Source organism: Micrococcus lylae (assembly GCF_900163825.1).
In the GTDB taxonomy this organism is placed as follows: domain Bacteria; phylum Actinomycetota; class Actinomycetes; order Actinomycetales; family Micrococcaceae; genus Micrococcus; species Micrococcus lylae.
The window spans coordinates 54,461-79,874 of the sequence record NZ_FUKP01000060.1 but is presented as its reverse complement, the minus strand read 5'-3'; the positions used below and the strand labels follow the sequence as shown (position 1 = coordinate 79,874).

The 25,414-nt window shown below is 72.2% G+C and carries 18 protein-coding genes and 2 tRNA genes; 11 read left to right on the top strand and 9 right to left on the bottom strand.

What is annotated here, in order from left to right; translation table 11 throughout:
- The coding region (locus tag FM125_RS08800) for a helix-turn-helix domain-containing protein (protein WP_143745273.1) at positions 1-262 on the bottom strand (262 nt) is incomplete at its 3' end.
- 303 nt (positions 263-565) lie between these two features.
- Here FM125_RS08800 and FM125_RS08795 point away from each other — a divergent pair.
- Positions 566-2,047: a polysaccharide deacetylase family protein gene (locus FM125_RS08795; RefSeq protein WP_067190317.1), complete on the top strand. Its 1,482-nt coding sequence runs from the start codon at positions 566-568 to the stop codon at positions 2,045-2,047.
- Between the two features lie 229 nt (positions 2,048-2,276).
- Positions 2,277-3,635, top strand: a complete 1,359-nt coding sequence (locus FM125_RS08790) for a hypothetical protein (RefSeq protein WP_087134332.1) — start codon at positions 2,277-2,279, stop codon at positions 3,633-3,635.
- Between the two features lie 2 nt (positions 3,636-3,637).
- On the opposite strand, the gene FM125_RS08785 is transcribed toward FM125_RS08790, so the two are convergent.
- Entirely contained in the window at positions 3,638-4,870 is a 1,233-nt protein-coding gene (locus FM125_RS08785; protein WP_082739787.1) for an MFS transporter, read from the bottom strand.
- Positions 4,871-4,911: 41 nt separating this feature from the next.
- On the opposite strand from FM125_RS08785, the gene FM125_RS08780 reads away from it, so the two are divergent.
- Positions 4,912-6,330, top strand: a complete 1,419-nt coding sequence (locus FM125_RS08780; RefSeq protein ID WP_070638022.1) for a phosphomannomutase/phosphoglucomutase — start codon at positions 4,912-4,914, stop codon at positions 6,328-6,330.
- A gap of 84 nt (positions 6,331-6,414) precedes the next feature.
- On the opposite strand, the gene FM125_RS08775 is transcribed toward FM125_RS08780, so the two are convergent.
- Positions 6,415-8,574, bottom strand: coding sequence for a RecQ family ATP-dependent DNA helicase (locus FM125_RS08775; RefSeq protein WP_087134331.1), 2,160 nt, complete (start codon positions 8,572-8,574; stop codon positions 6,415-6,417).
- Between the two features lie 110 nt (positions 8,575-8,684).
- Between FM125_RS08775 and FM125_RS08770 the strand changes: the two genes are divergently transcribed.
- Both FM125_RS08770 and FM125_RS08765 read left to right on the top strand, forming a co-directional pair.
- The gene (locus FM125_RS08770; protein WP_070638030.1) at positions 8,685-9,131 is read left to right on the top strand and encodes an RrF2 family transcriptional regulator; all 447 of its coding nucleotides are present in this window, start codon (positions 8,685-8,687) and stop codon (positions 9,129-9,131) included.
- 158 nt (positions 9,132-9,289) lie between these two features.
- Entirely contained in the window at positions 9,290-10,483 is a 1,194-nt protein-coding gene (locus FM125_RS08765; protein ID WP_087134330.1) for a globin domain-containing protein, read from the top strand.
- Between the two features lie 153 nt (positions 10,484-10,636).
- On the opposite strand, the gene FM125_RS08760 is transcribed toward FM125_RS08765, so the two are convergent.
- A complete protein-coding gene (locus tag FM125_RS08760) occupies positions 10,637-12,478 on the bottom strand; it encodes a phosphoenolpyruvate carboxykinase (GTP) (RefSeq protein ID WP_087134329.1) in 1,842 nt (613 codons plus the stop codon).
- 235 nt (positions 12,479-12,713) lie between these two features.
- Here FM125_RS08760 and FM125_RS08755 point away from each other — a divergent pair.
- Positions 12,714-12,790 (top strand) — tRNA-Arg (locus FM125_RS08755).
- Between the two features lie 101 nt (positions 12,791-12,891).
- Here the strand turns inward: FM125_RS08755 and FM125_RS08750 are convergent.
- The 3 genes from FM125_RS08750 to upp all read right to left on the bottom strand — a co-directional run bounded on the left by FM125_RS08750 (position 12,892) and on the right by upp (position 15,300).
- Entirely contained in the window at positions 12,892-13,410 is a 519-nt protein-coding gene (locus FM125_RS08750) for a SixA phosphatase family protein (RefSeq protein ID WP_087134328.1), read from the bottom strand.
- A gap of 83 nt (positions 13,411-13,493) precedes the next feature.
- Positions 13,494-14,264 (bottom strand): winged helix-turn-helix domain-containing protein, encoded by a 771-nt coding sequence (locus FM125_RS08745; RefSeq protein WP_067190333.1) that lies wholly within the window; start codon positions 14,262-14,264, stop codon positions 13,494-13,496.
- Positions 14,265-14,664: 400 nt separating this feature from the next.
- A complete protein-coding gene (gene upp / locus FM125_RS08740; RefSeq protein WP_087134327.1) occupies positions 14,665-15,300 on the bottom strand; it encodes a uracil phosphoribosyltransferase in 636 nt (211 codons plus the stop codon).
- A gap of 110 nt (positions 15,301-15,410) precedes the next feature.
- Here upp and tadA point away from each other — a divergent pair, with 110 nt between their 5' ends.
- Entirely contained in the window at positions 15,411-15,863 is a 453-nt protein-coding gene (tadA, locus tag FM125_RS08735) for a tRNA adenosine(34) deaminase TadA (RefSeq protein ID WP_087134342.1), read from the top strand.
- Between the two features lie 68 nt (positions 15,864-15,931).
- Positions 15,932-16,019: transfer RNA gene (locus FM125_RS08730), tRNA-Ser, on the top strand.
- Positions 16,020-16,081: 62 nt separating this feature from the next.
- On the opposite strand, the gene FM125_RS08725 is transcribed toward FM125_RS08730, so the two are convergent.
- Positions 16,082-17,227: an alpha/beta hydrolase gene (locus FM125_RS08725; RefSeq protein WP_219337039.1), complete on the bottom strand. Its 1,146-nt coding sequence runs from the start codon at positions 17,225-17,227 to the stop codon at positions 16,082-16,084.
- An 86-nt stretch (positions 17,228-17,313) separates the two neighbouring features.
- Positions 17,314-18,078, bottom strand: coding sequence for an enoyl-CoA hydratase/isomerase family protein (locus FM125_RS08720; protein ID WP_087134325.1), 765 nt, complete (start codon positions 18,076-18,078; stop codon positions 17,314-17,316).
- Between the two features lie 92 nt (positions 18,079-18,170).
- Here FM125_RS08720 and FM125_RS08715 point away from each other — a divergent pair, with 92 nt between their 5' ends.
- From FM125_RS08715 to FM125_RS08705, 3 genes are all read left to right on the top strand, one after another.
- Positions 18,171-18,629 carry a 23S rRNA (pseudouridine(1915)-N(3))-methyltransferase RlmH gene (locus tag FM125_RS08715; protein ID WP_180525458.1) on the top strand — a complete coding sequence of 153 codons (459 nt, stop codon included), beginning with the start codon at positions 18,171-18,173 and terminating at the stop codon, positions 18,627-18,629.
- Positions 18,622-24,054 carry an Lhr family helicase gene (locus FM125_RS08710; protein WP_087134324.1) on the top strand — a complete coding sequence of 1,811 codons (5,433 nt, stop codon included), beginning with the start codon at positions 18,622-18,624 and terminating at the stop codon, positions 24,052-24,054. Before FM125_RS08715 ends, FM125_RS08710 begins: the two co-directional genes overlap by 8 nt.
- 353 nt (positions 24,055-24,407) lie before the next feature.
- A complete protein-coding gene (locus FM125_RS08705; protein ID WP_087134323.1) occupies positions 24,408-25,334 on the top strand; it encodes a DNA-formamidopyrimidine glycosylase family protein in 927 nt (308 codons plus the stop codon).
- The last annotated feature ends 80 nt before the right edge of the window (positions 25,335-25,414 follow it).

Below are 25,414 nucleotides of genomic sequence, written 5' to 3'. Positions count from 1 at the left end.
ACCACTTGCGCTCCCGCCGCAGGGCGTGGATCTGGGCGACCAGGACCGGATCGAGTCGGTCAGGTGAGCGCTGGGGCCGGCTGGACCGGTCCTGAAGTCCTGCCTCGCCTTGAGCCTTGTAGCGGGCGACCCAGGTGGCCACCGTGGGCCGGCTCACCCGGAACTCAGCGGCCACGTGGGATTGCGGGATCCCGTCGTTCAGGTGACGGTGGACCATCCTGAGACGGCCGGTGGGGGTCAGGGGTGCGTTAGCGTGAGTCATGAGTGGGCCTTTTCGCGCGGATGGGTTGTGTAGGAACTTCCATCCTGCGGGAGAGGCCCACTCGTCTCATCTCAGCCCGGCACCGATGTCAAGAACCTCATGACCCACAACATCTAGGTGTCACTGGGCAGGGCGCCCCCGGTGCCACTGCGCAGGGCGCCGGGGGCGCGTCCAGGCACGGGCGGGGCCGACGTCGCAGTCCTGCAACACCTGACGCTAGATGCTCACAGGAGGCACACTGGACCGTGAGAGGACTGCCTGACGGCGCCCCCTCCACAGTGGACCTGAACAGAAGGAGCATCCATGTCACTGTCCGCGGCAGCACGACCCACGCCGTCTCGTCACCGCTGGTGGGCGCTGGCGGCGGCCCTTGCCCTGACCGTGACCGGATGCCAGGCCCCTGAGGAAGACCAGGCCGCGGAGGGCGCGTCCCAGGAGCAGTCCGCCTCCGCACCGGCCGAGGGCGGCCAGGAGGGGGACACCGACGCGGAGGACGCCGAGGGTTCGGGCGACTCGGAGGACGCCGAGGGCTCCGACGGGTCCGACGAGTCCGACGGGTCGGAGGACGCCGAAGGCTCCGAGGACTCCGAGGGCGGCGCGGACGAGAGCACGAACGAGGAGAAGTGGAAGGAGGCGTCCGAGAAGGGCGTCGCCCCGATCCCGCGCGAGCCCATGCCGGAGAACCCCGAGGTCCCCAACGAGGAGTCCTGGCGCACCGTCCCCTCGAACGTGCCGATGAAGAAGCTCGAGGAGGGCGAGAAGCCCCCGCAGTTCGTGCTCGTCTCCTTCGACGGCGGCGGCTGGCACGACCGCTGGCAGACCTTCATGGAGACGGCCCAGGAGCACGATGCGCGCTTCACGGTGTTCCTGACCGGCATCTACCTGGTGGAGAAGGCCAACAGCGAGATCTACCAGGGCCCGAAGCAGGAGCCGGGAGCCGCGGCGGTGTCCTTCTACCCTGACGAAGAGTCGATCGCCCAGCTGGTCGACGACCTGAACCAGGCGAACTCCCGCGGCCACGAGATCGGCACCCACTACAACGGCCACTTCTGCGCCAGCTCGAAGAACGGCGCGGACACCTGGAGCACGGAGGACTGGCAGTCCGAGCTGGACCAGTTCTTCGACTTCATCACGAACTACCGGGAGAACAACGGCTACGGCGCCGACTTCCCGACCCTCGAGGTGCAGCCCGACTCGATCCGCGGCGGCCGCCTGCCCTGCCTGGACGGCACGTGGAGCGACCTGGTCCCGGCGTGGAAGGAGCACGGGATCACCTATGACACCTCCCGCTCCTCCACGCTCGGCACGGGCGTGCACTGGCCGTACTCGCAGGACGGCCTCTGGCAGTTCGAGGTGCCGGTCGTGTACTCGCCGGCCTTCGACGGCCCGGAGAGCCCGGCCAAGGAGGGCGACGACTCCCCGATCGTGACCGCGATGGACTACAACTTCTGGGCCAAGATCAACGGCGCCAAGAACGAGCCGGAGAAGCGCGATGTCATGCACGACGCCGCCCTGGAGACCTACCGGTACATGTACGCCTCCGCCTATGCGGGCAACCGCGCCCCGCTGGTGCTCGGCAACCACTTCAACGGCTGGAACGACAACGCGTTCAACCCGGCCGTGGAGCAGTTCATGTCCGAGGTCTGCGGCGAGCCGGACACCTACTGCACCACCCACCGCGACGTGATCCAGTGGCTCTCGCTGCAGGACCCGGAGCGTGTGAAGCAGTGGCAGTCCGCGGAGGCCTCCGCCAAGGGCGACGACCTGGAGGACATCACCTGGTGACCTTCCCTCCGCGCGCGGTCTGACGGCCCCGGCGACCCCGACGGCGGCGCCTCACCCTGGCAGGGTGAGGCGCCGCCGTCGTGGTGGATGGCCCCTTGTGGACACAGGTGAGACCAAGGACACAGGTGAACTTCCATGGAACTCCCGCTGTGCCGGTTGTCAGCTGTGAAACAGCCATGAGACTGTAAGGCCGCTCGATCTTTCCCTGCAGTGATAGAAGGGGCCCCGCATGCCTGCAGTCCTCACCGCCCGTCGGTCCGCCGCCGCCCTCACCGCCGCCCTCGCCCTCACCCTCGCCGGGTGCCAGGCCGATCCGGCGGAACACGGGGACCGCTCGGACGCGCGGCCCTCGTCGACCGCCACCACCGACGCGGGGAAGACGTCCGAGGGCTCCTCGGAGGCGTCCGAGGACGACGGCGGGCCGGGCGACGCCGCCGACGGGTCCGAGACCGCCGGCGCCTCCCAGGACTCTGAAGGCGCCGGGGATTCTGAGGGCTCCGGGGACTCTGAGGGCGCCGGGACGCCGGACGGCGAGACGAACGACCAGGGAGTGCCGATGCGCGCCTTCTCCGCGGAGGAGACCCCGCCGCAGTTCCTGCTCTACTCCTTCGACGGCGGCCTGGAGTCCGACCGCTACGAGTACTTCATGGACGTCGCCGAGGAGGTGGACGCGAAGTTCACCGTCTACCTGTCCGGCATCCACCTGCTCCAGCCGGAGAACCGCACCTGGTACCAGGCCCCGGGCAATGAGCCCGGCCACGTGGCGAAGGACCTCGGCGGCCCCAAGGAGGAGATCGCCGAGCGCATCCGGGCCGTCAACGCCGCATACGCCGCCGGCCACGAGATCGGCACCCACTACATGGGCCACCTGTGCTTCGTGGAGAAGTACGGCGGTGACAAGTGGGACACCGACGACTGGCGCGAGGAGCACCGGCAGTTCTACGAGATCCTCGCGGACCCGGCCGGCATCAACGGGTACGACGATCCGGACTTCCCGGAGCTCGAGGTGCCCGCCGAGGCGATCCAGGGCCACCGCCTGCCCTGCCTGGACGGCCGGTGGGACCAGCTCGTCCCGGTGTGGAAGGAGTTCGGCCACACCTATGACACCTCGCGCGGCTCCCAGCAGCGCGGTGTGGCCTGGCCCTACCAGGAGGACGGGATCTGGGAGTTCGAGATGCCGCTGTTCTACTCGCCGATGGCCGCGTCCATGGGCGCAGAGAACCCGTACATCATGACCATGGACTACAACTTCTGGGTCTCCTCGCAGCGCCTGGGCGTCGGAGAGAACGACACCGAGAAGCTGTCAGAGATCTACCTGGACACCTACCGGTACGTGTACGACTCGGTCTCCAGCTCCAACCGTGCGCCGATCGTGTTCGGGAACCACTTCAACACCTATGGCGGAGACGCCTACAACCCGGCGCTGGCCGAGACCATGAAGGAGTTCTGCCCGCAGGAGGGCACCTACTGCGTCACCTACCAGACGATGATCGACTGGCTGGAGCTGCAGGACCCGGACGTGCTCGAGGCCTGGCGCGAGCAGGGCTACTCGGCCGTCGGCGACGACCTGGCCGAGGTCCGCGGCTGAGCTCAATCCGCGTGGGCGGCCCGGCGCAGCACCAGGGCCGCCACGGCGATGGCACACAGGACCAGGCCGACGATGCCGAGGACGGTGGCCGCCCAGCCGGCGGCCTCGAAGACCACGCCGGCGAGCCACCCGAACAGGGACGATCCCCCGTAGTAGCCGAGGTTGTACAGCGAGGTGGACTGGGCGCGGCCGCCGCGTGCGGCCAGGCCCGCCCAGCTGGACGCCACCGAGTGTGCGGCGAAGAAGGCACCGGTGAACAGCAGCAGGCCTGGGATCAGGGTGAACGGGCTCTGCACGATGGTGAGCAGCGCCCCGGCCGCCATCACCAGCGACGCCCCCGCCAGGACCCGGTAGCGGCCGAAGCGCAGCGCGAGGGAGCCCGCCCACGGTGAGGTCCAGGTGCCCGCGAGATAGGCCAGGAACAGCAGGGCCACCACAGACAGCGGCCAGGACAGCGGCTCGGCGGTCACGGCGAACCCGACGTAGTTGTAGAGCGCCACGAAGCCGCCCATGAGCAGGGCACCCTGCAGGTAGACGGCACAGAGCACCGGCGATCGCAGGTTCTCCACGGCGGCAGAGACCACACCGGACAGCGGGGTGGGGCGCCGGACGAAGTGCCTCGCCTGCGGGGTGACCAGCAGGAAGCCGAGGACGCAGAGCACGCCCACGCCCGTCACGGTCAGCATGCCGGCATGCCAGCCCGCCGCCTCGCCGATCGGTGCGGCGATCAGACGTCCGGACAGTCCGCCGAGCGTGGTGCCCGCGATGTAGGTGCCGGCCGCGAGGGTCACGGCGAAGGACTCGACCTCCTCCACGATCAGCGCCACCGCGAGCGCGGCGACGCCGCCGTGGGCCAGCCCCTCGGCGAAGCGCAGGGCCAGCAGCAGCGGGAAGGAGGTCGCCAGGCCTCCGGCCACGGCGAAGACGCAGGCGGAGACCATGGACACGGCGATCGCCCGCCGACGGCCCCAGCGGTCCGAGGCGAAGGCCCACGGGATCACGGACAGTGCCAGGCCTGCGGTGGCCGCAGAGACCAGGAGCGCAGCCTCGTGGGAGGTCACCTGCAGGTCTGCCGCCACCAGCGGCAGCAGACCCTGCGGGGAGTAGAGCTGGGCGAAGGTGGCGACGCCCGCGAGGAAGAGACCGAAGAGCAGTCGGCGGTAGCCGGCCTGCCCGGGGGCCCACCGCCCCGTGCCCTCGGCGTCCTGGTGAGAGCCGTCACGGGAGGGGTCCATGCGACCACTTCTAGCACGAAGGGTCCACTACCATCGACCACGTGACTACACAGGGTGACATCAAACTGACCGACTCGTTCAAGGCCTACGACGTCCGCGGGATCGTGGGCGAGACCATCACGGCCGAGTCCGTGCGCGCCGTGGGTGCCGCGTTCGTGGACGTGCTGGACCTGGCCGGCAAGACCGTGCTGGTGGGCGGGGACATGCGCCCCTCCTCCCCCGAGTTCAAGGACGCCTTCGCCGCCGGCGCCACCGCCCGCGGCGGCAACGTGCTGATGATCGGCACCATCTCCACGGACATGCTCTACTACGCCGCAGGCGTGCTGGACGCGGCCGGCGTGATGTTCACCGCCTCCCACAACCCGGCCGCCTACAACGGCATGAAGATGGCCAAGGCCAGCGCCGTCCCGGTGTCCTCGGACACCGGCCTCTTCGAGATCCGCGACGTGGCCCAGGGCTACCTGGACGCCGGACAGGTCCCGACGGCCGAGACGGTCGGCACCGTGGAGGAACGCGACATCCTGGCCGGCTACGCCGAGTACCTGCGCTCCCTCGTGGACCTCAGGGGCATCCGCCCGCTGAAGGTCGTGGTGGACGCCGGCAACGGCATGGCCGGCAAGACCACCCCCGCGGTCCTGGGCGGAGACGTGCTCGAGGCGCTGCCGCTGGAGATCGTGGACCTGTACTTCGAGCTGGACGGCACCTTCCCGAACCATCCGGCGAACCCGCTGGAGCCGGAGAACCTGGTGGACCTGCAGAAGGCCGTGGTGGAGCACGGCGCGGACATCGGCCTGGCCTTCGACGGCGACGCGGACCGCTGCTTCGTGATCGACGAGAAGGGCGCCCCGGTGTCCCCGTCCGCGATCACCGCCCTGGTGGCCCGCCGCGAGATCGCCCGCGCCAAGGCCGCCGGCGAGGACACCCCGGTGATCATCCACAACCTGATCACCTCGAAGGCGGTGCCGGAGCTGGTGGCCGCCGACGGCGGCCGCGCCGTGGTGACCCGCGTGGGCCACTCCTTCATCAAGGCCGTGATGGCCTCCGAAGGCGCCGTGTTCGGCGGCGAGCACTCCGCGCACTACTACTTCCGCGACTTCTTCAACGCGGACACCGGCATGCTGGCCGCCATGCATGTGCTGGCGGCGCTGGGCGGCCAGGAGGCCCCGCTGTCCGAGCTGGCGGACGAGTACGAGCCCTACGTGGCCTCCGGTGAGATCAACTCCGAGGTGGAGGACAAGGACGCCGCCATCGCCGCCGTGCTGGCCGACCACGAGGGCGAGGACATCGACGTCTCCCGCATGGACGGCACCACGGTCTCCGCAAAGGACGGCTCCTGGTGGTTCAACCTCCGCCCGTCCAACACCGAGCCCTTCCTGCGCTACAACGGCGAGGCGAAGGACGAGCCCACCATGGCCGCCGTCCGCGACCGCGTGCTCGCCGTGGTCCGCGCCGAGCGCTGACGCACGGCGCAGAGTCCGCCGGGGACGCACGGCGCAGACGAGGCGGCCCTCCTGCCCATCTGAGCAGGGGGCCGCCTCGTCGCGTCAGGCGGACAGCGCCAGCACGAACGGGAGCACGCCCTGGGCGCCGTTCTCCCGGAGCACGCGCGCACCCTCGGTGATGGACCAGCGGGAGTCGGCGAGGTCGTCCACGAGCAGCACGGGGCCGTGGCGACCGGCGTCCGGGGCGGAGGCGAGCATCTCGGCCAGCTGCACCGGGACGCCGAAGCGCCCGTAGACCGAGCCGAGACGGTAGGCGCTGTTGCCGCCGGGCCCGGCGGTGGGGCCGCCGTGCACCGATTCGAGGGTGCCGAGGTACGGCAGCTGCCCGATCCGTGCGATCCCCTCGGCGAAGGAGCCGACCAGCTGCGGGCGGCCACGGGAGGGCATGGCCACGACGGCGATCGGCCGCTGCTCCCAGTTCCAGGCGGAGAGGACCTTCACGGCCCCGTCCAGGACCTGCTGCGGCACCGGAGCGTCCTCGCCGTGCAGGAGCTCGCGCAAGCGGGTGCCCCAGCCGACGTCGGAGAGACGGGCCAGAGCACGGCCTTCGTCGGCCTGCAGCTCCACGGGGATGCGGCCCTTCACGGGCACGCCGAGCCGATCCATGCCGGACGGCCAGGACTTCCGCGGCTCCAGGGGCACGCCCACCCGCCCCAGGGAACGCTCGGCGGCGGCGCGGGCCTCGGTGTCCGAGCCGGTCGGGTACCAGGGGCCGGCGCAGGTGTCGCAACGGCCGCAGGGGGCCGCGGTGGGGTCGTCCAGGGTGCGGGCGAGGAACTCCATGCGGCAGCCGTCGGTGTTCTCGTAGTCCAGCATGAGCCGCTCCTCCGCCAGCCGGGCCTCGGCCACCCGCTGATACCGCTCGGAGTCGTAGCTCCAGGGCTGCCCGGTGCGCTGCCAGCCGCCGCCCACGCGGACCACTGCCCCGTCCACGGCCAGGACCTTGAGCAGCAGTTCGAGGGCCGTGCGCTTCATGGACACGGCGGTCTCCAGCTGCGGCACGGACATGGTGCCGTTGGCCTCGAGTGCCTCGAGGACTGCCAGTGCCTCGCGCTCGTCCGGCATGGACGCGGTGGCGAAGTAGCGCCAGATGTCCCGGTCCTCGGGGCCAGGCAGCAGGAGCACCTCGGCGTGGTCGGTGCCGCGGCCGGCTCGGCCGACCTGCTGGTAGTACGCCACCGGGGAGCTCGGAGCCCCCAGGTGCACCACGAACCCGAGGTCCGGCTTGTCGAAGCCCATGCCGAGCGCGGAGGTGGCCACCACGGCCTTCACCCGGTTGGCCTTGAGGTCCTGCTCGATCTGCGCCCGCTGCTCTGGGTCCGTCCGTCCGGTGTAGGCCACCACCGGGTATCCGGCCTCGGCGAGGGCCCGCGCCGTGTCCTCGGCGGAGGAGACCGTGAGCGCGTAGACGATGCCCGAGCCCGGCAGATCCTTCAGGTGGGAGATCAGCCAGGCCAGCCGGGAGGCCGGGTTCGGCATGCGCAGCACGCCCAGCTGCAGGGAGGCGCGGGCCAGCGGGCCGCGGAGCACGAAGACCTCCTGCGCGGACTGCACGCCGAGCTGCTCCACCACGTCCTGCACCACCCGCTCATTCGCGGTCGCGGTGGTGGCGAGCACCGGCACCGCCCGTTCCCCCACGGCCGGCAGGCGCCCGATGAGGTCCCGGATGCGCCGGTAGTCCGGACGGAAGTCGTGGCCCCAGTCCGAGATGCAGTGGGCCTCGTCCACCACCAGCAGGCCCATGCGCGCCACGAGATCCGGAAGCTGCTCCTCACGGAAGCGGGGGTTGTTCAGGCGCTCGGGGGAGATCAGCAGCACGTCCACGGAGTCCTCCGCCAGGCGGGCTCGGACCTCGTCCCACTCCGTGGCGTTGGCCGAGCTCATGGTCACCGCACGCACGCCGGCGCGGGAGGCCGCCTCCACCTGATCCCTCATCAGCGCCAGCAGCGGGGAGACGATCAGCGTCGGGCCGGCACCGCGGGCGCGCAGCAGCAGGGACGCGACGAAGTAGACGGCGGACTTGCCCCAGCCGGTCCGCTGGACCACCAGCGCGCGCCGGCGGTGCCGCACGAGCGCCTCGACGGCCTCGTACTGGCCGTCCTTGAACTGCGCCTGCTCGTTCCCCACGAGGCTGCGCAGCATCCGCAGTGCCTCAGCGTGGAGGGAGTCGTCGGCCGGCGGGGTCTGCTCTGCGGTGCTCATGCGGCCAGTCTGCCAGCCGGAGCGGACACTCTGACGGCCTCCGGCGGGACTGTGGAGGACAGGACCTTCCCCACTGGAAGTCCGCCTCCCGGAGGCGGGATAATCGCCCCATGAAGCTCAACGCGTTCACGGACGTCTGTCTACGGGTCCTCATGGACCTCGCCCGCCGTCCGGACGAGCGCGCCACCGGCCAGAGGATCGCCGAGGAGATCGCGGTCCCCTACAACCACGTGAGCAAGGCGATCGTGGAGCTGCGTCGCCGCGGCGCGGTGGACGTGGCCCGCGGCCGCTACGGCGGGGCGCAGATCACGCCGGCCGGCCTGGACCTCAGCGTCGGCTCCCTGGTGCGGGAGCTGGCCCCCCGGGACGAGGTCATCGACTGCGCCGGCCACGAGTCCGGCACCCCGTGCCCCCTGGCCGGGGCCTGCCGCCTGCGCACCGCCCTGCACCGCGCCCGCGAGGCGTTCCTCGCTGAGCTCGAGCCGGTCACCGTCCGCTCCCTGGTGGCCACCGGCATCCCGGTCGCCCTCGGCCTGCCGGCCCTGCCGCCCAGCTGAGCGCCCCGGCCCCACCGCCTGCCGCCCCAACCTTCCCGACGACGGCCCCTCGCCTTCCGAGACCTCGGTCACCTTCGGCTCCCCTCGCCTTGCACTCCCCGCCCACGGGAGTAATCTTGTCTCCGCAAGGCAACATTTACACCGCCCAGGAGGAAGCCGTGCTCTCCGAGAAGTCCCGCCCCGTCATCGAGGCCACCGCCGAGGTCGTCGCCGCCCACATGGACGAGATCACCCCGAAGTTCTACGCCCACATGTTCGAGGCCCACCCGGAGCTTCTCAATGGCGTGTTCTCGCGCGCCAACCAGCGCAACGGCGATCAGCCGAAGGCCCTGTCCGGCTCGATCGTCCGCTTCGCGGTGCACCTGCTCGAGCACCCGAACTCCCTGCCGGAGGCCGTGCTCTCCCGCATCGCCCACAAGCACACTTCGCTCGGCATCACCGAGGACCAGCACCAGATCGTCTACGAGAACCTGTTCTGGGCCATCGCGGACACCCTCGGCGAGGCCGTCACCGACGAGGTCGCCGAGGCCTGGACCGAGGTCTACTGGCTCATGGCCGACGCCCTGATCAAGCTGGAGAAGGGCCTCTACGCCAAGCAGGCCAACACGAAGATGTGGACCCCGTGGCGCGTGGAGTCCAAGGAGCCCGCCGGCGCCTCCGCGTTCACGTTCCGCCTGGTCCCGGCCGACGACACCCCGGCCACCGTCGGCGAGCCCGGCCAGTACGTGTCCGTGCGCCTGCCCGTGGCCGACGGCCTGCTGCAGGCCCGCCAGTACTCGCTCTCCTCGGACGCCGCCTCCGCGGACGTCCGCGTCATCACGGTCAAGCGGGACGACGGCGGCGAGGTCTCTCCGGTCCTGCACGACTCCGTGCAGGTCGGGAACGTCCTCGACGTCTCCAACCCCTACGGCGACCTCACCTTGTCCACCGTGTCCGCGGACGAGGAGCGCCCGCTCGTGCTGGCCACCGCCGGCATCGGCATCACCCCGGCCGCCGCGATCCTGCAGGACCTGGCCGCCCGCGGCTCGCAGCGCCGCGTGATCGCCCTGCACGCCGACCGCTCCGCCGCGGCCCTGACCCTGGCGGACGAGGTCCGCGCCGCCGTGGACGCGCTGCCGCGGGGCGAGCTGCACCTGTGGCTGGGCTCCACCGCGGACGCCCCGGAGGGCCTCGGCGCCCGCGAGGGACGCATGGACATCGCGCAGGCCCGGGTCCCGCAGGACGCGGACGTGGTCCTCTGCGGCCCGCTGCCGTTCATGCAGGCCGTCCGCTCGGCCTTGATCGAGGCCGGCGTCCCTGCCACGCAGATCCACTACGAGGTCTTCGGCCCGGACCTCTGGCTCGCCGCCTGAGCCGAGCCTGCCCGGCCGGCGACTCCAGGCCTCGGCGGCCCCACGCCCCCACCGGCCCGCGCCGCCTCCGGCCCCGGACACGCGACGGCCCCCTCACCGTGAAGGCGAGGGGGCCGTCGTCGTGGTGTCACCGGCCGCCGGGCCGGGACCAGGTCAGCCGTTGAAGCGGGCCTTCTGGGCCTCGAACTTCTCACGCACGGCCGCCGGCAGGGACTCGCCGAACTTGCCGAGCCACTCCTCGATCAGCTCGTTCTCCTTGGCCCACTCCTCGGCGTCGACCTTGAGGGCGTCCTCGAGGTCCTCGGGCTTGACGTCCAGGCCGGTGAGGTCCAGGGACTCGGGGGTCGGGACGAAGCCGATGGGGGTCTCGGTGGCGTCAGCCTTGCCCTCGAGGCGCTCCACGACCCACTTCAGGACGCGGGAGTTCTCGCCGAAGCCCGGCCAGGCGAAGCCGCCGTCGCGGTTGCGGCGGAACCAGTTCACCAGGTAAATGCGCGGCAGCTTGTCCGCGTCCGCCTCGCCGGAGACCTTGTCCCAGTGGTTCAGGTAGTCGCCCGCGTCGTAGCCGATGAACGGCAGCATGGCCATCGGGTCGCGACGCACCACGCCCACGGCGCCCACGGCGGCGGCGGTGGTCTCCGAGGAGAGGGTGGCGCCCTTGAGCACGCCGTCTTCCCAGTCGAAGGACTCGGTCACCAGCGGGACGGTGGTCTTGCGACGGCCGCCGAAGAGGATGGCGTCCAGCTTCACGCCGTTCGGCTGGTGGTACTCGTCCGCCAGCATGTCGGTCTGGTCGATCGGGGTGCAGAAGCGCGAGTTCGGGTGGGCCGCCGGGGTGTCGGAGTCCGGGGTCCAGTCGTTGCCGCGCCAGTCGGTCAGGTGGGCCGGGGTCTCGTCGGTCATGCCCTCCCACCACACGCCGCCGTCGTCGGTGAGGGCGACGTTGGTGAAGATCGAGTTGCCCTTGGCGATGGCTCGCATCGCGTTCGGGTTCGTGGACCAGCCGGTGCCCGGGGCGACGCCGAAGTAGCCGGCCTCCGGGTTGATGACGCGGAACTCGCCGTCCTTGCCCGGGCGGATCCAGGTGATGTCGTCGCCCAGGGTCTCGGCCTTCCATCCCTCGACGGTCGGGTCGATGAGGGCGAGGTTGGTCTTGCCGCATGCCGACGGGAAGGCGCCGGCGATGTGGTACGCCTTGCCCTCCGGGCTGGTCAGCTTGAGGATCAGCATGTGCTCGGCGAGCCAGCCCTCGTCGCGGGCCATGACCGAGGCGATGCGCAGCGCGTAGCACTTCTTGCCCAGCAGCGCGTTGCCGCCGTAGCCGGAGCCGAAGGACCAGATGGAGCGCTCCTCCGGGAAGTGCACGATCCACTTGGTCTCGTTGCACGGCCAGGCCACGTCCTCCTGACCCGGCTCGAGCGGGGCGCCCACGGAGTGGACGGCCGGGACGTAGAACGCCTCGGTCTCCTCCATCCTCTTCAGCACGTCGGTGCCGATGCGAGCCATGATGCGCATGGACATGACCACGTAGGCGGAGTCGGTGATCTCCACGCCGTACTTCGGGTCCTCGGCGTCCAGGTGGCCCATGACGAACGGGATCACGTACATGGTGCGGCCCTTCATGGCGCCGCGGAAGGCGTCCTCCAGGATGCCGCGCATCTTCGCGGGCTCCATCCAGTTGTTGGTGAAGCCGGCGTCCTCCTCCTTCTCAGAGCAGATGAAGGTGCGGTCCTCGACGCGGGCGACGTCGGCCGGGTCGGAGAAGGCCGCATAGGAGTTAGGGAACTTGTCCTCGGCCAGCTTGGTGAGGGTGCCGGCCTCCACGAGCTCGGCGGCGAGGCGGTCGTACTCCTCCTGGGAGCCGTCCACCCAGTGCACCTCGTCCGGCTGCGTCAGCTCGGCGATCTCGCCGACCCACTGGAGCAGCTGGGCGTACGAGGTGGGCGCGTTCTCGGTGGCGCGCTGGGCGAACTCGGTGGTGGCGTTGTCAGCCATGATGGGGATTTCCTCCCGTAGACGATCCGGGGCCGGTCAGAGTCACCACGAACACGGCACACGCCCACAGCGCGGCACCACATCCTTGTGGCTCTCCGAGTGGCCCCATCCTAACCCGAGCGCGCGCGAGGCGAAGCGTGGGGCAGGTCACGCCACGGCACCAGGACGCCGACTTTGCATCGCCCGAGATCGTCGTGTAGTGTTTTACAAGTTCGCAGCGACGAGCTGAGAACGAGCGCCCTTAGCTCAGCTGGATAGAGCGTCTGTCTACGGAACAGAAGGTCAGGGGTTCGAATCCCTTAGGGCGCGCCAGAGGAAAGGCCCCGCACCACGGTGCGGGGCCTTTCCGTTGCCTCGGCAGCTTGCACGACGACGGCACTCGCCCCGCGCGACAGCTCCGCCTCCGCCTCGACTCAGGGTGTGATGAAAGACACCAGACGGGCGTCTCGGCCGTCGAGCTCCGCCCAGGGCCCTTCGACGTCGAAGACCTGCAGCCCGGCCGGCGGGTACTCCCGGGCCATGTCGAGGGCGGCATCCTCGTCCGAGTCAGCGGACATCAGCCGCATCCCGAGCGCCTGCACCCACGGCATGTGGCCGATGACGAGCAGGCTCCGGGCGGTCTCCTCGGTCTCGTTGACGATCGACAGCGCGCCGGTCGCGTCGGCCCCGTAGAGGCGGGGGTCCAGGTACGGGGTGGGCGCCTTCTCCCCCAGCGCCTCACCGATCCACACGCAGGTCTGCCGCGTCCGCAGCGCGTCCGAGCAGATGACCTGGTCCGGGAACCGGCCCTCCGCGACCATCCAACGGCCCATCACCGCCGCCTCCTCGTGGCCGTGGCCGGTCAGCGGCCGGTGGTGATCGACGCCGTCGGCCGCCCAGGTGGCGGTCGCGTGGCGCATCACGAGCAGGGTCTTCACGTCATGGCGGGCCATGGCCCCACAGTACGAGACGGCTCCTCGCCCGCGCAGGGCGAGGGGCCGTCGTCGCCAAGGGCCGCCACGTGGCGGCGGGCAGGTCAGATGCTGTACTCCGGGGCAGCCCAGACGACGACCTCGGGATGGCGGTAGAAGCGGTAGCCCTGGCCGCGCACCGTGCGGACGGTGCTGGAGAGGCGGCCGAGCTTGGCGCGCAGCCGGCGGATGTGGACGTCGATGGTGCGCTCGTTCGGGGTCTCGTCCGAGTTCTTCCAGAGAGCCTCGAGCAGCTCCTCGCGGCCGACCGTGCGCTGGTCGTTCTCCACGAGGTAGTTGAGGAGTTCGAACTCCTTGAAGGTGAGGTTCAGCGCCTCCCCGTCCAGCTGCACCTCGCGACGGGACAGGTCGATGAGGATGCCCGGCTGACGGGTGGAGACGGGCGCCGGGGCCTGCGCGAGCTCGGGGCGGACGGCCGACTGGATGGTCGGGTCGCCGAGCACCTGGCGGACGACCTCGAGATCCGACCCCTCCGCGCCGGCCGGGGCGATGGCCACGGCGGCGTGGGACTCGGCGCCGGGGACGAGCGACTCCACATAGTGTCGCAGCTCGTTGGCCAGGCGGGTCAGAGAGGTTCCGGCCGCGGAGGCGGACAGCTCGTCCATGCCCACGTAGAGGACGAAGCCCCGGGCCTCGTTCTCCCGGGAGACCGGCTGGGGGCCGCCGCCGCGGGGGGCCAGCACCGCCGCCGGATGGGTCGTCGGATGGTCCTCATGGGCGGACGCCAGCCGCAGGTTCGGGGCGTGGGAGTGCATGGCAGCTCGACGCTGTGCATTCCGGACCGAGATGTGAACGTAGCCTGCGGTGTCGCCCATGGGACTGCTCTTCCTGACGAGACGGGTGGTGGTGCGGTCGCCGGCGTGGAGTCCGGCGCCGTGTCACATGACAAGAATGTGTCGTCACACAAGGATCCGGCAAGTAACACAAGGCCGCTCGTCTCACCTGGCGAGACGCTTGGCGGCTGATCGTGGCCAAGCTCACTATTGAGGCGCCTGCATAACCTTCCAGGCGACTTTCCGGCCGAGAACTCGCTGACCGGGCGTTTTCCGAAGAACGGCACCCGTTGCCACTCTGCGGCATCGAAGAACTATGCACGCACATGCAGAAGGGCCCGGCACCCAACGGGTGCCGGGCCATTCCGGCAGCCACTCCGGTCCGACTGCTGGATGAAACATTCGCCCGGAGTGTTACAGAGCGGACCGCCTCACACTGCCCTCACTCCGCGAGGCCGTAGAGCCTGTCGCCGGCGTCGCCGAGGCCCGGGACGATGTAGGACTTCTCGTTCAGCCGCTCGTCGATCGCAGCCAGGTAGAGGTCCACCTCGAAGCCCTCGATGCCCTTCTCCAGGCGCTCGATGCCCTCCGGCGCGGCCAGCAGGCACACGCAGGTGACGCGCTCGGCGCCCCGCTCGTACAGGAAGCGGATGGCCTCGACCAGGGTGCCGCCGGTGGCGAGCATCGGATCCAGCACGATCACGTGACGGCCCGTCAGGTCGTTCGGCAGGCGCTCGGCGTAGGTGACGATGTCCAGCGTCTCCTCGTTGCGGGCCATGCCCAGGAAGCCCACCTCGGCGGAGGGGGCCATCTTGACCATGCCCTCGAGCATGCCGAGACCGGCACGGAGGATCGGGACGATCAGCGGACGCGGCCGCTTCAGCCGGGTGCCGGTCATCCTCGACACCGGGGTCTCGATCTCCCGCGGCTCCACAGCCACGCCACGGGTGGCCTCGTAGCCGAGCAGCATGACGAGCTCCTCGGTGAGCTGACGGAAGATCATCGACGGGGTGTTCTTGTCCCGGAGGATCGTGAGCTTGTGGGCCACCAGCGGGTGGTCGACGACATGTACGCGCATGCCTCCAATCTACCGGGACCCCCGTCCCGGCGACGGGCTCCGGACCGTAGGCTGGAGCGGTGACCGACTCCCTTCTCCCCCTCGACGAGCGCCCGGCCGAGCACGCCTGGATGGGCGTCGCCCTCGAGGCGGCCCGCGCGGCCGGTGAGGCCGGAGACGTGCCGATCGGGGCCGTCGTCGTGGGGCCGGACGGCGAGGTGATCGCCTCCGCCGGCAACGAGCGCGAGCAGGTCCACGACCCCACCGCCCACGCCGAGGTGCTCGCCCTGCGCCGTGCCGTGGCCGCCCGGCAGGCCGACGGGAGTGCGGACGGCTGGCGACTGGAGGACTGCACTCTGGTGGTCACCCTCGAGCCCTGCCCCATGTGCGCCGGCGCCGTGCTGCTCGCCAGGATCCCCCGCGTGGTGTTCGGCGCCTGGGACGCGAAGGCCGGCGCCTGCGGCTCCGTGGTGGACGTGCTGCGGGACCCCCGGTTCAACCACCAGGCCGAGGTGCGCGCCGGCGTCCGGGAGGACGAGTGCACCCGCCTGCTCCGCGACTTCTTCGCCGCACGCAGGGGCTGAACGCCGCCCCAGCCCCCCGACGCCCGGTTTGGGGTCGGCAGAGGGTCTCGGGTAGTCTGCACCAGTCTGGTGACGTGTCCGAGCGGCCGAAGGTGCAGCACTCGAAATGCTGTGTACGGTAACCCCGTACCGTGGGTTCAAATCCCACCGTCACCGCGCCGAACGAAGGCCCCGCCTCCTCTGGGAGACGGGGCCTTCGTCATGCCCGGGCCTTCGCCTCAGCGGCTTGGCGACGACGGCCCCACCCGCTGCGGGCCCGTCTGCCCGGGCGCGGCCGCGACCGGCATCTGGACGTCCAGGAAGGCGGCGACCGCGTCCCAGGAGAAGTGCTCCCGCCGCCCGGCCAGCGGCACGCGGTGCTGGTGCACCGTCGAGGTGGTGACGGCGGTGTCCCTGGCCAGGTCCACCACGTGACCTGCGCCGTGGACCTCATAGAAGACGCTGGGCACGTCCGCACGCACGAGGTCGTCGTAGAGGTCTCGGCTCTGCTGGTGCGGCACCACGGTGTCACGGGTGCCGTGCACGATCAGCGTCGGCGGGGTGCGGGAGCCGATGTAGGTGCGCGGGCTGGCCTCGTGGACGAGCTGCGGGTTCTCCTTCACGGGGACGCCGAGCATGCGGGACTCGAAGCCCTCGGCGTCCGAGTGGCACTCGGTGATGCCGAGCCCCTTGTTGAAGGACTTGCAGGCACCGGGCAGCATCTGGCCGTCCATGGTGAGGAAGTCGATGGGTGCGAAGAAGTTGACCACCGCCTGCACGTCGGACGGGCGGTCCCAGACCCCGCCGACCTGACCCTCGAAGCGCGGCAGGCCCGCCGTCACCCCGGTCATCATGGCGATCCAGCCGCCGGAGGAGTTGCCGCCCATGGCGATGCGCTCGCGGTCCAGCCTCAGGTCCGCGGCATAGTCCCGCAGCCAGCGGACGGCGGCCTTGGCGTCATGCACGTGGGAGGGGAAGCGGCCCTGCCCGGAGTTGCGGACGGAGAACGCCGCCACCGCGTAGCCGTGCGGGATCAGTGCCTCGGCGATGCGTTCGCCGCCGACGTTGCCGCGGTCCGAGGTCCAACCGGAGCCGTAGGTCCACATCAGCACGGGGAAGGGCCCCTCGCCGCGCGGGACGTACACGTCCATCACGCCGCCCTGGCCAGCCTGCTGGGCATAGCGGAAGCCCCTGAAGATCGTCATGTCCTCGCGGGAGGCGATCGCGCGTGGGCCGACGCCCACCACCTCCCGTTGGAACCAGCGGTGCACGAGCACACCCACCCAGGCGAGGACGGCGGCCACCACGGCACCGATCCCCCACCCCAGCACACGGCGGCGGGCGACGTCCCCGCCGGCGGCGCGCCGCCGTCGTCGGGAACCCACGGCACGGCCGTGAGCCCCCGAAGGACCCATGGCCGTGTCCTCTTCCTGCGCAGGCGTCCTGCCCCTGTCCTCCATGGCGGCTCCCCTCAGCGACCGCGTCCGAGGAACGCGGCGACCCGGGCACGGTGCTCCTGCGTCCTCAGCAGCTCCGCCTGGACGCGGCTCTCCGCCGCAAGGGTCTCCTCCACCAGATCCACGGTGCGGCGATTGACGGCCGCCTTCGTCTCGACGAGCGCCTGCCGCGGGGTCTGCGCAAGGCCCTCGGCCCAGGTCACTGCCGTGGCCACGGCGGACCCGTCCGGGACGACCTCCGACACCAGCCCGGCCTGCGCGGCCTCACCGGCAGGCAGTCGACGCTGCCGCAGCATCAGGTCCATGGCCCGGTGACGGCCCAGGCTTTCGGCGAGCGTCTGCACGATGCCTCCGTCCGGCACCAGGCCGACCTTCCCGAAGGGCAGCAGCAGGTACGCGGACTCGCCCGCCACCACCAGGTCGGCGGCCACGGCCAGCGAGGCACCCACACCGGCGGCGGCGCCCTCCACCGCGGCGATGACGGGGACCGGGGCTTCGAGGACCGCGCGGATCATCCCGGCGACCGCCGCCATGACGGTGCCTTCCGGGTCCCGTTCCGCCTCCTCGTCCATCGAGCCGAGGCGGAACCCGGCGCAGAAGGCACGGCCGCCGGCGCCGGTGAGGATCACGGCCCGGACCTGCGGCGAACGGGCCGCGGACCGGACCGCCTCCGCCAGCTCCGCCATGGCGTGGCGGTCCAGGGCGTTGTGCGCCTCGGCAAGGTCGATGGTCACCACGGCGGCCGGGCCGTGCTGCTCGGTGCGGACGATGCTCTCCATGGCCCCGATTCCACCAGGTGCCGGGCGTCCGTGTCGACGCGGACCCACGGGGACCTGCCACCCTGTCCGGGGCGGGTGCCATGATGGGACGCATGACCGTGAAGGTGTTGGCCGTCGGCAAGAAGCACGAGTCCTGGGTGTCCGAGGGGATCACCCGGTATGAGAGGCGTCTGAAGAAGCCCTACGACCTCACGTGGCAGCTGCTGCCCCACTCCTCCCGGCAGGACGAGTCCGCCCGCACCGAGGAGTCCGAGCGCATCCTGGCGAAGATCACCCCGGCCGAGCACGTGGTGCTGCTGGACGAGCGCGGCAAGGGCTTCGACTCCCCCGGCCTGGCCGCGCACCTGCAGCAGCAGTTCGACGTGGGCAGGCCGGTCACGGTGGTCATCGGGGGCGCCTACGGGGTGGACGAGACGGTCCACGCCCGCGCGAACCGCGTGTGGTCCCTGTCCGGCCTGGTCTTTCCCCACCAGCTGGTCCGTCTGATCCTCGCCGAGCAGGTCTACCGCGCCCAGGAGATCTCCGCAGGACGGCCGTACCACCATGTCTGAGCCCCAGGCCGAGGCCGTCCTCGGCCGGTTCACCGCCCACACCCGCACCTGGTTCACCGGCGCCTTCGCCGCCCCCACCGCCGCGCAGCTCGGCGCCTGGGAGGCGGTGTCCTCCGGCCGCAACGCCCTGGTGATCGCCCCGACCGGCTCCGGCAAGACCCTCTCCGCCTTCCTCTGGGCCCTGGACGGCTTCCTCCGCGAGCCCGTGGCGGAGGAGGACCCGGCGCCCACCAAGGTCCTCTACATCTCTCCGCTGAAGGCGCTCGGCGTGGACGTGGAGCGGAATCTGCGCGCCCCGCTGATCGGCATCACGCAGACCGCCCGCAACGCCGGTCAGGAGGTTCCGGACATCCGGGTGGGCGTGCGCTCCGGGGACACCCCGGCCGCCGAGCGTCGACGCCTGGTGCAGGACCCGCCGGAGATCCTCATCACCACCCCGGAGTCGTTGTATCTGATGCTCACCTCCCGTGCCCGTTCGGCGCTGGCGGGGGTGCGCACGGTGATCGTGGACGAGGTCCACGCGGTGGCCGGCACCAAGCGCGGCGCCCACCTGGCCCTGTCCCTCGAGCGCCTGGACGCGATGCTGGACAAGCCCGTCCAGCGCATCGGCCTGTCCGCCACGGTGGAACCGGCCTCCGAAGTCGCCCGGTTCCTCGGCGGCGTCCAGCCGGTGGACGTGGTGCGTCCGGTCTCCGAGAAGCGCTGGGACCTCACCGTGACCGTGCCGGTGCCGGACATGACGGACCTGTCCCTGCCGCCGCAGCCGGCCACCGCGCCGGGAGGGGCGGCGGACGCCCCGGATGCGCTCGGCGGGCAGGCCGGCACCGCCGGAGCGGGTGCCTCCGAGCCCCTCGGCGGCTCGATCTGGCCGCATGTGGAGGAGCGGATCGTGGATCTGGTGTCCCGGCGACGCTCCACCCTGGTCTTCGCGAACTCCCGCCGCCTGGCCGAGCGCCTCACCGGACGGCTCAACGAGATCTGGGAAGCACGCCAGGAGGCGGCCAGGACCCAGGCGGAGGCGGGTGCCGTCGTCGGGGATGAGGGGGACGACGACGGCCCCTCACCCCGGCCCGCCGACCGCGCCCCCGTCCGCCTCGGGGACGTCCTGACCGAGGCGACCGGGCTGGGCCCGGCGACCACGAGGCCCGCACCCGCGCAGCTGATGGGCGGCGCCGGCGCGGACGCCGGGACGGTCTCGGACTTCGCCCGTGCGCACCACGGCTCGGTGTCCAAGGAGCAGCGGGCGATCGTGGAGGAGGCGCTGAAGACCGGACGGATCCGGTGCGTGGTGGCCACCAGCTCGCTGGAGCTGGGCATCGACATGGGCGCGGTGGACCAGGTGATCCAGGTGGAGTCGCCGCCGTCTGTGGCCTCCGGGCTGCAGCGCGTGGGCCGTGCCGGACACCAGGTGGGCGAGGTCTCCCGCGGCGTGTTCTTCCCCAAGCACCGCGGGGACCTGGTGGACACCGCGGTGGTGACGGAGCGGATGCGGGCCGGGCGGATCGAGGCGCTGCGGATCCCGGCGAACCCGCTGGACATCCTGGCCCAGCACACCGTGTCCGCCGTGGCGGTGCAGGACCTGGAGGCCGAGGAGTGGTTCGACCTGGTGCGCCGGGCCGCACCGTTCGCCACACTGCCGCACGCGGCGTTCGCCTCCGTGCTGGACCTGCTGGCCGGCAAGTACCCCTCGGACGAGTTCGCCGAGCTGCGCCCGCGCATCCTGTGGGACCGGGAGGCCGGCACGCTGACCGCCCGCCCGGGGGCGCAGCGGCTGGCCGTGACCTCCGGCGGCACCATCCCGGACCGCGGGCTGTTCGGGGTGTTCCTCGCCACGGACGCCGCCGAGTCGGGTGCGCCCGGGGCGCCGGGCGCCGCCGACGGAGACACCGGCGAATCCGCCTCCGGCCGTGGGGGCGCCGGCTCGGCCCGCTCCGGCGGGCGGCGCGTGGGCGAGCTCGACGAGGAGATGGTCTACGAGTCCCGTGTGGGGGACGTGATCCTGCTGGGGGCGACCAGCTGGCGGATCGTGGACATCACCGCGGACCGGGTGCTCGTGCTGCCGGCCTACGGCGAGCCCGGGCGGCTGCCGTTCTGGCGCGGCGACGCCGCCGGACGTCCGGCCGAGCTGGGCGAGGCGGTGGGCGCCTTCCGCCGTGCCGTGGACGCGGACCCGGAGACCGCCGGGACGCGCCTGGCCGAGGCCGGTCTGGACGACTGGGCGCAGGAGAACCTGCTGACCTACCTGCGTGAGCAGCGCGAGGCCACCGGACAGCTGCCCACGGAGAAGACACTGGTGGTGGAGCGGTTCACGGACGAGCTGGGCGACTGGCGGATCGTGCTCCACTCCCCCTTCGGCATGGCCGTGCACGCCCCCTGGGCGCTGGCGGTGGGCGCACGCCTGCACCAGCGGTTCGGGATCGAGACGAGCTCCGGCGCCGCCATGGCCGCCGACGACGGGATCGTGCTGCGCCTGCCGCTCATGGACGGGGACCCGCCCGGCGCGGAGCTGTTCGAGTTCACCGCAGAGGAGCTGGAGGAGATCGTCACCGCAGAGGTCGGCGGCTCGGCGCTGTTCGCCGCGCGATTCCGGGAGAACGCCGCCCGCGCCCTGCTGCTGCCGCGTCAGAACCCCGGCAAACGGACCCCGCTGTGGCAGCAGCGGCAGCGGTCGGCGCAGCTGCTGGACGTGGCCCGCAAGCACCCGGACTTCCCGGTGATCCTGGAGACCGTTCGCGAGGTGCTGCAGGACGTCTACGACCTGCCGGCGCTGAGGGACGTGGCCGGTCGGATCGCCGACCGCTCGGTGCGCATGGTGGAGGTGACCACGCCGAGCCCGTCTCCCTTCGCGCAGTCCCTGCTGTTCGGCTACGTGGCGCAGTTCATCTACGAGGGCGACTCGCCCCTGGCCGAGCGGCGGGCCGCCGCCCTGTCCCTGGACCCGGCCCTGCTCAACGAGCTGCTCGGCACCGCCCAGCTGCGCGAGCTGCTGGACGCGGACGTCATCGACGCCGTGGAGCAGGACCTGCAGCGGCTCTCCCCGGACAGGCGCGTGCGCGGACTCGAGGGCGTGGCGGACCTGCTGCGGCTGGTCGGCCCGCTGAGCCCGGCCGAGGCCACCGCGCGGCTGCGGCCGGAAGGAGAGGAGCCCGCCCCATCGGAGGGTGAGGAGGCCGCCTCGGCGCCGGAGGGTGAGGGCGCCGCCCCGGCGCCGGAGGAGGGCCACGACGACGGGCGCCCACCCGAGCCCCCCGCCTCGCCGGAGGCGGGGGCCAGGTCGGAGGACGGCCGTGGAGCGGCCTCCCCGGAGACCGCTCTGGCCCACCTGGACGAGCTGACCCGCACCGGGCGCGCGTTCCGGTTCCGGCACGGCGGGGTGGAGCGCTTCGCCGCGGTGGAGGACGCCGCCCGCCTGCGCGACGCCCTGGGCGTGCCCCTGCCGATGGGCGTGCCGGTGGCATTCCTGGACCCGGTGGAGGACCCGCTCGGGGACCTCGTCTCCCGGTACGCCCGCACGCACGGCCCGTTCACGGCGGACGAGGCGGCGTTCGCGCTCGGCCTCGGGGCGGCCGTGGTGGTGCCGGTGCTGCAGCGGCTGGCCTCCGAGCGCCGTGTGGCCCAGGGCGCCTTCCGGCCGGAGGGCACCCCCGGGGCCACCGGCCCGGACGCCGAGTGGTGCGACGCCGAGGTGCTGCGGCGGATCCGCAGGCGTTCCCTCGCCGCGCTGCGCGCCGAGGTCGAGCCCGTGGACCAGGTCGCGTACGCCCGGTTCCTCGCGGACTGGCAGCACCTGCGGGCCAGGCCCGGCCGGGCCGGCACCGCCACCCTCGAGGGCGTGGACGGGGTGGCCGTGGTGCTGGACCAGCTGGCCGGCATGCCCCTGCCGGCGAGCGCCTGGGAGTCCCACGTGCTGCCGGCCCGCGTCCGCGACTACACGCCGAGCATGCTGGACGAGCTGCTCTCCACCGGCGAGTACGTGTGGTCCGGGGTGGCCCCCGGCACCGGCAACGACGGCTGGGTCGCCCTGCACCCCGCCGACGCCGCGGACCTGACCCTGCGCCTGCCCGAGCCGGAGGACGGGGCCGTGGGCGCAGGCAGGCCCGCGGACGGCTCCGGCGGCGGTGTCCGGTCCACCGGAGAGACGCCTGCGGCAGCGCCCGAGCACACCGCCCTGCAGGCCGCCGTCCTCGAGGTCCTCTCCGGCGGCGGCGCCTGGTTCTTCGGCCCGCTCGTCGAGCGCGTGCGCGCCGCCCGCCCGGCCGCGAACGGCCCCGACGTCCTCGACGCCCTCTGGCAGCTCGTCTGGTCCGGGAAGGTCGGCAACGACACCTTCGCGCCCGTCCGCGGCCTGCTGTCGGCGGGCAAGACGGCGCACCGCACCGGTCGGCAGACGCCCCGGGCCCGCACCGCCCGCCTCGGCGGGGGCCTCGGTCCCACCGGCACGGGCGGCCGCGGGCTGTCCGGACGCCTGGCCGGGGTGCGCGGGCGTGGCCGGTACGCGGGGCTCGCCGGCGTCCGCGGACGGTCCGAGGACCTCTCCCCCGGGCTGGCGGGGATGTCCGCGGCCCAGACCGCGCGGGCGGCCGGCCGCTGGTCCCTGCTCATGGCCCCGGAGCCGGACCCGACCCTGCGCGCCCACGCCACCGCCGAGCTGCTGCTGGACCGCTACGGCGTGATCACCCGCGGCTCCGTGGTGGCCGAGGAGGTCCCCGGCGGCTTCGCCGGTCAGTACCGGCTGCTCACCCGCATGGAGGAGGCCGGGCAGGTCCGCCGCGGCCACTTCGTGGACCGCCTCGGCGGCGCCCAGTTCTCCACCGGCGCGGTGGTGGACCGGCTCCGCCAGTTCCAGAAGGACGGCGACGGCCCCTCCCCCGCGTCGGACGACGTCGCCTCAGGCGAGGTGTCGCCGCTCGGTGACGCCGGCGCCGATACCTGGACAGGCTCCTGGGGTGCGGGCGAGGTGAGCCCGCTGGGACCGTCGCGGGCCGCGGCGGGTGCGGGGCCGTCGTCGGGAAGCGGGCGCAGGACGCAGGAGCGTGGCCCGGCCGCGTGGGCGCTGGCGGCGACCGACCCGGCCAACCCCTACGGTGCGGCCCTGGACTGGCCGACCGTGCCCGCCGGGCCGGACGGGGTGCCGCCCACCGGACAGCGGCCGGGACGCAAGGCGGGGGCGATCGTGGTGCTCGTCGAGGGCGCGCTGGCGCTCTACGTGGAGCGCGGCGGACGGACGCTGCTGGCTTTCTCGGATGATCGGGCGGCGTTGCAGGCGGCCGCGGGGGCGCTCGTGCACGCGCTGCGGCAGGCAAAGACCGAGAAGCTGGCGCTGGAGAAGCTCAACGGCGGGCCGCTGCTGGGCACCCCGCTGGCCGAGGCGATGCTGGCCGCCGGGTTCTACTCGAGCCCGTCGGGGCTGCGGTACCGGGGGTGAGCCTGCCCCATGCGGAAGCCTTCGATCCGAAACAGAGCGCTCCTGGCAGGCTCTGGAACGGAACGAAGGCGTAGGCGCCGGAACGCCCCACTCCCGGACACCCTCGATCCGAAACAGAGCGCTCCTGGCAGGCTCTGGATCGGAACGAAGGGGGTACATCCGGCAGGCTCTGGATCGGAACGAAGGGGGTACATCCGGCAGGCTCTGGATCGGAACGAGGGGGGTACATCTGGCAGGCTCTGGATCGGAACGAAGGGGGTACATCCGGCAGGCTCTGGATCGGAACGAAGGGGGTACATCCGGCAGGCTCTGGATCGGAACGAGGGGTTCATCGCAGCGGTAGCCTCGGCCCCATGCCCGAAGGCGATTCTCTCTTCCGCCTGGCGCACCGGCTGCGGCCGCTGCTGGCCGGCCGCGCGCTCACCCGCGCCGAGCTGCGCGTGCCCGCCCACGCCACCGCGGACCTGACCGGGTGGACGGTCGCCGCCGTGGAGCCCCGCGCGAAGTACCTGCTGATCCGCCTCACCCCGCCGGTCGACCGCGCCGCCGAGGCCGCCGAGCCGCTCACCCTCCTGAGCCATCTGAAGATGGAGGGACGCTGGATCGCCACCGCCCTGACCGACCGCTGGCCCGCTCCCGGCTGGCAGATCCGCGGACTCCTGGAGACGGCCGAGCACCGGTTCGTCGGGGCCCAGCTGGGCCTGCTGGAGCTGATCCGCACCGCGGACGAGCAGCAGCGGCTCGGCTTCCTCGGTCCGGACCTGCTGGACCCGGCCTGGGACGCCCCACCCGGCCCGGACGGCCTGCGCCCCGCCGACCTCCTCCTCACCGAGTCCGTCGCCCGCCTCACCGCGGACCCCGCCCGGCCCGTGGGGCTGGCGCTGCTGGACCAGCGCCTGGTCTCCGGCATCGGCAACATCTACCGATGCGAGTCGCTGCTGCTGGCCGGGATCGACCCGCACCGCCCGATCGGCGAGGTCCAGGACGTGCCAGGACTGATCGAACTGAACCGCAGACTGCTGCAGGCGAACTGCCCGCCGTACGCGCCGTCGTCGTCACGTCCCAGGCGGACCACCGGGGTCAGGCCGAACCCGGCCGCCCCCTTCGGGGTGGAGGTGCTCCTCGGTTCCCCGCCGGCGCCGCGCACCCCCGACTACTGGGTGTACGGCCGCGAGCGGCAGGGGTGCCTGCGCTGCCGCGGACCGGTCGCCCGGGAGGAGTTCGGCTCCCCGGAGGACGACTCCCGCCGCCTGTTCTGGTGCCGCACCTGCCAGCGGTGAGAGGTCCACGGACGCCGGTCCGGCCGGGCCCCGCCGTCCCCGCCCACGGACCTTCTGCCCCGCGTTCGATATGCCGGGTC